This is a genomic window from Variovorax sp. 10N432 (assembly GCF_056394465.1).
Map to the genome: position 1 here is coordinate 90,486 of NZ_JBFTHX010000026.1, position 7,414 is coordinate 97,899.

The 7,414-nt window shown below is 68.7% G+C and carries 8 protein-coding genes; all 8 read left to right on the forward strand.

Going from position 1 to position 7,414, the window contains the following annotated elements; genetic code table 11:
• The first annotated feature begins 1 nt into the window (after position 1).
• Positions 2-883 (forward strand): SMP-30/gluconolactonase/LRE family protein, encoded by an 882-nt coding sequence (locus tag AC1DF3_RS25795; protein WP_478141291.1) that lies wholly within the window; start codon positions 2-4, stop codon positions 881-883.
• A complete protein-coding gene (locus AC1DF3_RS25800; RefSeq protein ID WP_286538119.1) occupies positions 880-1,650 on the forward strand; it encodes an ABC transporter ATP-binding protein in 771 nt (256 codons plus the stop codon). The genes AC1DF3_RS25795 and AC1DF3_RS25800 overlap by 4 nt, the downstream gene beginning before the upstream one ends.
• Positions 1,643-2,356, forward strand: a complete 714-nt coding sequence (locus AC1DF3_RS25805) for an ABC transporter ATP-binding protein (protein ID WP_286538121.1) — start codon at positions 1,643-1,645, stop codon at positions 2,354-2,356. Before AC1DF3_RS25800 ends, AC1DF3_RS25805 begins: the two co-directional genes overlap by 8 nt.
• Positions 2,357-2,385: 29 nt before the next feature.
• Positions 2,386-3,270: a branched-chain amino acid ABC transporter permease gene (locus AC1DF3_RS25810; protein WP_478141292.1), complete on the forward strand. Its 885-nt coding sequence runs from the start codon at positions 2,386-2,388 to the stop codon at positions 3,268-3,270.
• 20 nt (positions 3,271-3,290) lie between these two features.
• Positions 3,291-4,304, forward strand: a complete 1,014-nt coding sequence (locus tag AC1DF3_RS25815) for a branched-chain amino acid ABC transporter permease (protein WP_478141293.1) — start codon at positions 3,291-3,293, stop codon at positions 4,302-4,304.
• Positions 4,297-5,067, forward strand: a complete 771-nt coding sequence (locus tag AC1DF3_RS25820; protein WP_286538126.1) for an SDR family NAD(P)-dependent oxidoreductase — start codon at positions 4,297-4,299, stop codon at positions 5,065-5,067. The genes AC1DF3_RS25815 and AC1DF3_RS25820 overlap by 8 nt, the downstream gene beginning before the upstream one ends.
• A 61-nt stretch (positions 5,068-5,128) precedes the next feature.
• On the forward strand, positions 5,129-6,838 hold the full coding sequence (locus AC1DF3_RS25825; protein WP_478141294.1) for a flavin-containing monooxygenase: 1,710 nt from the start codon (positions 5,129-5,131) through the stop codon (positions 6,836-6,838).
• Between the two features lie 104 nt (positions 6,839-6,942).
• Positions 6,943-7,414, forward strand: a 472-nt coding sequence (locus tag AC1DF3_RS25830; RefSeq protein ID WP_478141295.1) for an acyl-CoA dehydrogenase family protein, incomplete at its 3' end; no start/stop codon positions are given.

The following is a 7,414-nucleotide window of genomic DNA, read 5'->3' on the forward strand; positions in this document are numbered from 1 at the left end:
CATGAGCGTACGACAAGAGATCATCGGCGACACGCGCGACCGGCTGGGCGAATGCCCGCTGTGGGATGCGCGCGACCAGTCGCTGTACTGGGTCGATTCCAAGGCCAGGCTGGTGCGGCGCATGTCGCAAGGCCGGTACAGCGAGTGGCGCACGCCGAGCGACGTCGGCTCGATCGCGCTCACGTGCAGCGGCCGGCTGGTGCTGGCGCTCGAGGACGGCTTCCACCTGATGGACCTGTCGACGGGCGCCGTGCGCCGGCTGGCGGAGGTACGGCACAAGGGCCCGGCCATGCGCATGAACGACGGCCGCACCGACCGGCAGGGCCGCTTCGTCGCCGGCTCGATGGTGATGGGCCGGCACGACACCGATGGTGGCTACTACCGGCTGGAGACCGACGGCAGCGTGACGCCGCTCTTCGACGGCATCGCGCTGGCCAATGCCACCTGCTTCAGTCCCGACGGCCGCCGGCTCTATCACGCCGACAGCCTGAGCGGCAATGTCAGCGTGGTCGACTACGACCCGGACACCGGGGCGGTCGGACCGCGCCGCACGCTCTTCAGCACCCAGGCGCACGGGTCGGCGCCCGACGGCGCCACGGTGGATGCCGAGGGCTGCCTGTGGATTGCGCTGGTCCAGTGCGGCAAGCTCGGCCGCTTCCAGCCCGACGGCCAGCTGCTGACGCTGCTCGACGTGCCGACGCCGTTCCCGACCTGCCCCTGCTTCGGCGGGCCGGACCTGGATGTGCTGTACCTCACCAGCATCCGCAACACCGGCAACCTGCTGCGCAGCGACCATCCGGATGCGGGCGCGCTGTTCGCCTTCCACGGCCTGGGCGTGCGCGGCCTGCCGGAGGTGCTGTTCGACGACCGGAGTCTGGCGTGACGAACCCGGCACACGCCACCGACTGCATCCTTCGCACCGAAGGGCTCAGCAAGGAGTTTCTCGGCTTCCATGCCGTGAAGAACGTGTCGCTGAACATCCGGCGCCACACGATCCATGCCCTGATCGGCCCCAACGGCGCCGGCAAGACCACCTGCTTCAACCTGCTGACCACCTTCATCCCGGCCAGTGCCGGACGCATCTACTACAACGGGCGCGACATCACGAAGAGCGACCCGGCCAGCGTGGCGATCGGCGGCATGGTGCGTTCGTTCCAGATCTCGGCGGTTTTCGGCCAGATGAGCGTGCTGGACAACGTGCGCGTGGCGCTGCAGCGCAAGGCCGGCGGCACATTCGCCTTCTGGCGCAGCGCGCGGGTGCTGGAGCGCCACACCGGGCGCGCGCGCGAACTGCTGGCCGCGGTCAACCTCGAGCCCTACGCCGACCTTTGCGCCGCCGACCTGTCGTATGGCCGCAAGCGCGCGCTCGAGCTGGCGACCACCTTGGCGCTGGAGCCCGAGCTGATTCTGCTCGACGAGCCGATCGCCGGACTGGGCCACGAGGACATCGGGCCGGTGACGCGCCTGATCGCGCAGGTGGCCCGGGACCGCACGGTGCTGATGGTGGAACACAACATGAAGGTCGTGGCCGAGCTGTGCGATCGCATCACCGTGCTGCAGGCCGGCGAGGTGCTGGCCGAGGGCAGCTACGACGAAGTCTCGAACGATGCGCGCGTGCGCGAAGCCTACGTGGGAGGCGCCCATGCCTGAACAGAACGTGCCCTGCCTGGAGGTACGCGGCCTCACCGGCTTCTACGGCGAGACGCAGGCGCTGCACGGCATCGACTTCGTGGTGCAGCCGGGGGAGGCCGTGTGCCTGCTCGGGCGCAACGGCGCCGGCAAGACCACCACGCTGCGCGCGGTGGTGGGCCTGCTCGCGAAGCGTCGGGGCCACATCGCGATCGACGGCCGCCCCACCCAGGGCATGGCGCCCGAGGACATCGCCCGCCTGGGCGTTGCCTACTGTCCCGAGGAGCGCGGCATCTTCGCCAGCCTGGACGTGGAAGAGAACCTGCTGCTGCCGCCAGTGCTGATGCCCGGCGGCATGACGCTCGAAGAGATCTACACGCTGTTTCCCAACCTCAAGCTGCGCCGCAAGAGCCCCGGCACGCGGCTCTCGGGCGGCGAACAGCAGATGCTGGCGATCGCCCGCATCCTGCGCACCGGCGCCAAGCTGCTGCTGCTGGACGAACCCACTGAAGGCCTGGCGCCGGTGATCATCGAGAAGATCGGCGAGGCCATCGGCATCCTGCGCCAGCGCGGCTTCACGATCCTGATGGTGGAGCAGAACTTCCGCTTCGCCTCGGGTGTCGGCGACCGCTTCTACGTGATCGAGGAGGGCAGGGTCGCCGAGCACTTCGACCGCCAGACCCTGGCCACCGACCACGCCCGCATCGAGGCGCTGCTGGGCGTCTGACGCGAGACAAGAAAACAAAGAGACACCCTATGCCGGACACCTTGTTTGGATTCCCACTGGCCGCCATCGCGGGCCAGGTGCTGGTGGGCATGATCAACGGCTCGCTCTATGCGTTGATGAGCCTGGGCCTGGCGATCATCTTCGGGCTGCTGCGCGTGGTGAATTTCGCCCACGGCGCGCAGTACATGCTCGGCGCCTTCGTCGCCTGGGGCCTGCTGGAGTACCTGGGCCTGAACTACTGGTGGGCGCTGGTGCTGGCGCCGCTGCTGGTCGGCCTGAGTGGCGTCGCGCTCGAGCGCACCCTGCTGCGCCGGCTCTATCACATCGACCATGTCTACGCGCTGCTGCTGACCTTCGGCTTCGCGCTGATCCTGGAGGGCGTGTTCCGCTACAAGTTCGGCGCCACCGGCCAGCCCTATCCGAACCCGATCGCGGGCGGGCTGGACACGCCGATGGCCTTCTTCCCCTGGTATCGGCTGTGGGTGATCGCCGCCTCGATGGGGATGTGCATCCTGACCTGGTTCGTGATCGAGCGGACCAAGCTGGGCTCCTACCTGCGCGCCGCCACCGAGAACCCGAACCTGGTGCGGACCTTCGGCGTGCGCGTGCCGCGCATGCTGATGCTGACCTACGGCCTGGGCGTGGCGCTGGCCGGCTTCAGCGGCGTGATGGCGGCGCCGATCTACCAGGTCAATCCGCTGATGGGCTCCCAACTGATCATCGTGGTCTTCGCGGTCGTCGTGATCGGCGGCATGGGCTCGATCGTGGGCGCGATCGTGGCCGGCTTCGGCCTGGGCGTGCTCGAAGGCATCACCAAGCTGGTGTATCCGGACGGCGCCGGCATGGTGGTGTTCGTGGTCATGCTGATCGTGCTGGCCGTGCGTCCGCAGGGCCTGTTCGGCAGCCTGCGCTGAAACCGCTCGAAGGAGACAACATGACCGCTACCTCCACATTCTTCGAGCGCCACCGCACGGTTTTGCTGGCCGCCGGCGCGCTGGCACTGCTCGCCGCGCCGTTCGTGGCCTACCCCATCTTCCTGATGAAGCTGATGTGCTTCGCGCTGCTCGCGGCCTCGCTGAACCTGATGGTCGGCTATGTCGGGCTGCTGTCCTTCGGGCATGCCATGTTCTTCGGCTCGGCCGGCTACGCGACGGCGCATGCCGTCAAGGTCTGGGGCTTCGACCCGGCGCTCGGCGTGCTCTTCGGTGCGGCCGTGGCGGCGGCGATCGGCGCCACCACCGGCGTGCTGGCGATCCGGCGCGCGGGCATCGCCTTCTCGATGATCACCCTGGCCTGCGCCCAACTGGTCTATTTCATCGCGCTGCGCTCGCCCTTCACGGGCGGCGAGGACGGCATCCAGAACGTGCCGCGCGGCAAGCTGCTCGGCCTGCTGAGCCTGCAGGACAACCTCACGCTCTACTACGTGGTCATGGTCGCGGTGGTGGCCGCCTTCTGGCTGATCTGGCGCGTGGTGCATTCGCCTTTCGGGCAGGTGCTGACCGCCATCCGCGACAACGAGCCGCGGGCCATCTCGCTGGGCTACCGGGTCAACCGCTACAAGCTGCTGGCCTTTACGCTCTCGGCCGCGCTGGCCGGACTGGCCGGCGGCATGAAGAGCATCGTGTTCCAGATCGCCACGCTCACCGACGTGAGCTGGGTCACCTCGGGCGAGGCCCTGCTGATGGGCATCGTCGGCGGCCTGCAGACCATGCTCGGCCCGGTGGTGGGCGCGATGGTGGTCGTGACCATGGCCAACCAGCTGTCCGCCTTCGCCGAGGCGGTGATGATCGTCCAGGGCACCGTCTTCGTGCTGGTGGTCATGCTCTTCCGCCGTGGCATCGTGGGCGAGATCAATGCCTTCCTGGCCCGCCGCGCGCGACTCGGCCAGACCCCCGAGGCGGCCGCTGTGCCTCCCCGGACCCCGCGTGCCGGAGCTGTCCATGACTGAGCGTCCCGACCCCCTCTTGCTGCAGGGCCGGCTCGCCCTGGTGACCGGCGCCGCCGGCGGTATCGGCCGCGCCATCGCCGTGCGCTATGCGCGCGCCGGGGCCCGCGTGGTGCTGGCCGACCTGCGCGCCGAGGATTGCGAGGCCGCTGTGCGCGAGATCGCCGAGGCCGGCGGCAGCGCCCGGGCCTTCGCGCTCGACATCACCGACGTGCCGGCCTGCGCCGAGCTGGCCGAACGGGTCGGCCGCGAGATCGGCCTGCTGGACGTGCTGGTCAACAACGCCGGCATCCTGCTGCGCGAAGGCATCGACGCGCCGGACGCGCATCGCAAGATCCGCCGCGTGTTCGATGTCAACGTGATGGGCGGCTTCAACGTGCTGCACGCCTTCCTGCCCGCGCTGCGTCGGACGCGGGGCTGCGTCATCAACATCGCCTCGGGCGCGGCCTTCATCGCGCAGGCCGGCTGCATCGGCTATTCGGGCTCCAAGGGCGCGGTGAAGATGCTGACCCAGTCGATGGCGGTCGACCTCGCGCCGGACGGCATCCGCGTCAATGCGATCGCACCCGGCGTGATCGAGACGGCCATGACCGATGCCACCCGCGCCGATCCGCAGCGGCTGCAGGGCTTCCTGCGCCGCACGCCGCTGGGCCGCGTCGGCCGGCCCGAAGAGATCGCCGAGCCGGCGCTGTTCCTGGCGTCGTCGATGGCCAGCTACATCACGGGCGTCACCCTGCCGGTGGACGGCGGGGTGCTCGCCGCATGACCCTGCGAACCCGCCCTGGTGCGGCCCCGATTTGTTGACCAGAACCCCCATGGAGATGCGCATGAACGCCGACACCTCGAACAACCTCAACACCGCCCCCGCTCAGAACGGCCCCGGCACCCGACGCGTCGACGTCCTGGTGGTCGGCGGCGGCTTCGGAGGCATGTACGCCGTCTACCGCTTTCGCGAGATGGGCCTCCGCCTGCAGGCCTTCGAGGCCGGGGGCGACCTGGGCGGTGTCTGGTACTGGAACCGTTATCCGGGCGCGCGGGTCGACCTGCCCAGCATCGACTACAGCTATTCGTTCTCGCCCGAGATCGAGCAGGAATGGACCTGGTCGGAGCAGTTCGCGGCCCAGCCCGAGCTGCTGCGCTACATCGACTTCGTCGCCAGCAAGCTCAGCCTGCGCCCGCACTTCCAGTTCGACACGCGGGTCAACCGTGCCAACTGGGACGCGGCGCGCGGGCTTTGGGTGCTCAAGACCGACCGCGGCGAGACCTGGGAGGCGCCGTATTGCGTCATGGCGACCGGCCCGCTGTCGGTCCCGAAGGAGCCGGACATCCCCGGCGTGAAACGCTTCAAGGGCCGCCTGCTGCATGCCGCCCGGTGGCCGCACGAACCGGTCAGCTACGAGGGCCAGCGCGTCGGCGTCATCGGTACCGGGTCGACCGGCATCCAGATCGTGCAGGAGATCGGCCCGCAGGCCGGCGAACTCTTCGTCTTCCAGCGCACGCCGAGCTTCACCATGCCGATGCGCAATGTCGAGCTCGACGCCGAGTACGTGGCCGAGGTCAAGCGGCACTACCCGGGGATCCGCGAGGCGGCGCGCAACAGCGCCGTCGGCGGCACGCGGCCGCAGTCGACGCGGGCCTTTTTCAGCGTCACCCGGGCCCAGCGCCAGGCCTTGCTGGAAGACGCCTGGAAGCAGGGCGGGCTGGCCATGCTCGGCACCTTCTCGGACCTGATGCTCAACGAGGAGGCGAACGAGCAGGTGGCCGAGTTCGTGCGCAACCGGATCCCCGAGATCGTCAAGGATCCGGTGGTCGCCGAGAAGCTCAAGCCCAAGGGCTATCCGATCTTCGCCCGCCGGCCTTGCCTGGACTCCAGCTACTACGAGACCTACAACCTGCCGAACGTGCACCTGAAGGATTGCCTCGCCGATCCGATCGTCGAGGTCACCGAGAAGGGCGTGCGCACCGAGTCGGGCGAGGTCGAACTCGACATGCTCATCCTCGCCACCGGCTACGACGGGCTCACCGGCGCCATGATGGCCTTCGAAGTGACCGGGCGCGACGGGCGGACGGTCAACGACAAGTGGAAGGAGGGCGCGCGCTCGTACCTGGGGCTGATGATGGAAGGCTTCCCGAACCTCTTCATGACCACCGGCCCCAACGGTCCGGCGGCGCTCGCCAACATCATCCGCATCAGCGAGCACGACGTGGACTGGATCGCCGGGGCCATCACGCACATGCACAAGAGCGGCCTGAAGACGATCGAGCCCACCCCCAAGGCCGAAGAGGACTGGATGGGCGTCGTGCGCAACCTGGCCAGGCGCTCGCTGATCAACAAGGCCAAGACCTGGTGGGTCGGCGCCAACGTGAAGGACAAGCCGCAGGGTTTGACGCTTTTCACAGGGGGCTTCCATGCCTACCGGCAGTACACGGCGGCGGCGGCGCATGACGGGTACGCCAGCTTCAGCTTCGGGCCGGCGAAGGCCGATGCGGAGGCCGAACCACGATTCGCCGCGGCGGATCCGGTCGCCGGGGTCTAGTCCTTGGCGTCGCACGCGTGACCGCGTCCTGGCGCCGGCCGCGTTCTAATCGCGGACACCGAGCGCCAGGACCGGACGCCACCCACAAGACCGAAGGACACACCATGTTTGCCGAACCCTCCCCGAAGACCCGCGATCTGCTGCAGCGCCTGCGGCAATTCTTCGACCAGCACATCTATCCCAACGAAGCGCGCTATCACGAGGAGATGGATTCGTTTCGCCGCCAGGGCAATGCATGGCAGGTCTCGCCGCTGATCGAGGAACTCAAGCCGCTGGCCCGCGCCGCCGGACTCTGGAACATGTTCCTGCCGCACGAGCACCGCGGCGTGCCGGGCATCTCGAACCTCGACTACGCGCCGCTGTGCGAGGTCATGGGGCGTGTCTCGTGGTCGGGCGAGGTGTTCAACTGCTCGGCGCCCGACACCGGCAACATGGAAACCATCGAACGCTACGGCACCGAGGCGCAGAAGGACCAGTGGCTCGAGCCGCTGCTCGCCGGCGAGATCCGCTCGGGCTTCCTGATGACCGAGCCGGCCGTCGCCTCGTCGGACGCCACCAACATCCAGTGCACCATCA

Coding starts and splice junctions, on each gene's coding strand:
- AC1DF3_RS25795 (WP_478141291.1), top strand. CDS start 2: ATGAGCGTACGACAAGAGATCATCGGCGACACGCGCGACCGGCTGGGC.
- AC1DF3_RS25805 (WP_286538121.1), top strand. CDS start 1,643: ATGCCTGAACAGAACGTGCCCTGCCTGGAGGTACGCGGCCTCACCGGC.
- AC1DF3_RS25810 (WP_478141292.1), top strand. CDS start 2,386: ATGCCGGACACCTTGTTTGGATTCCCACTGGCCGCCATCGCGGGCCAG.
- AC1DF3_RS25815 (WP_478141293.1), top strand. CDS start 3,291: ATGACCGCTACCTCCACATTCTTCGAGCGCCACCGCACGGTTTTGCTG.
- AC1DF3_RS25820 (WP_286538126.1), top strand. CDS start 4,297: ATGACTGAGCGTCCCGACCCCCTCTTGCTGCAGGGCCGGCTCGCCCTG.
- AC1DF3_RS25825 (WP_478141294.1), top strand. CDS start 5,129: ATGAACGCCGACACCTCGAACAACCTCAACACCGCCCCCGCTCAGAAC.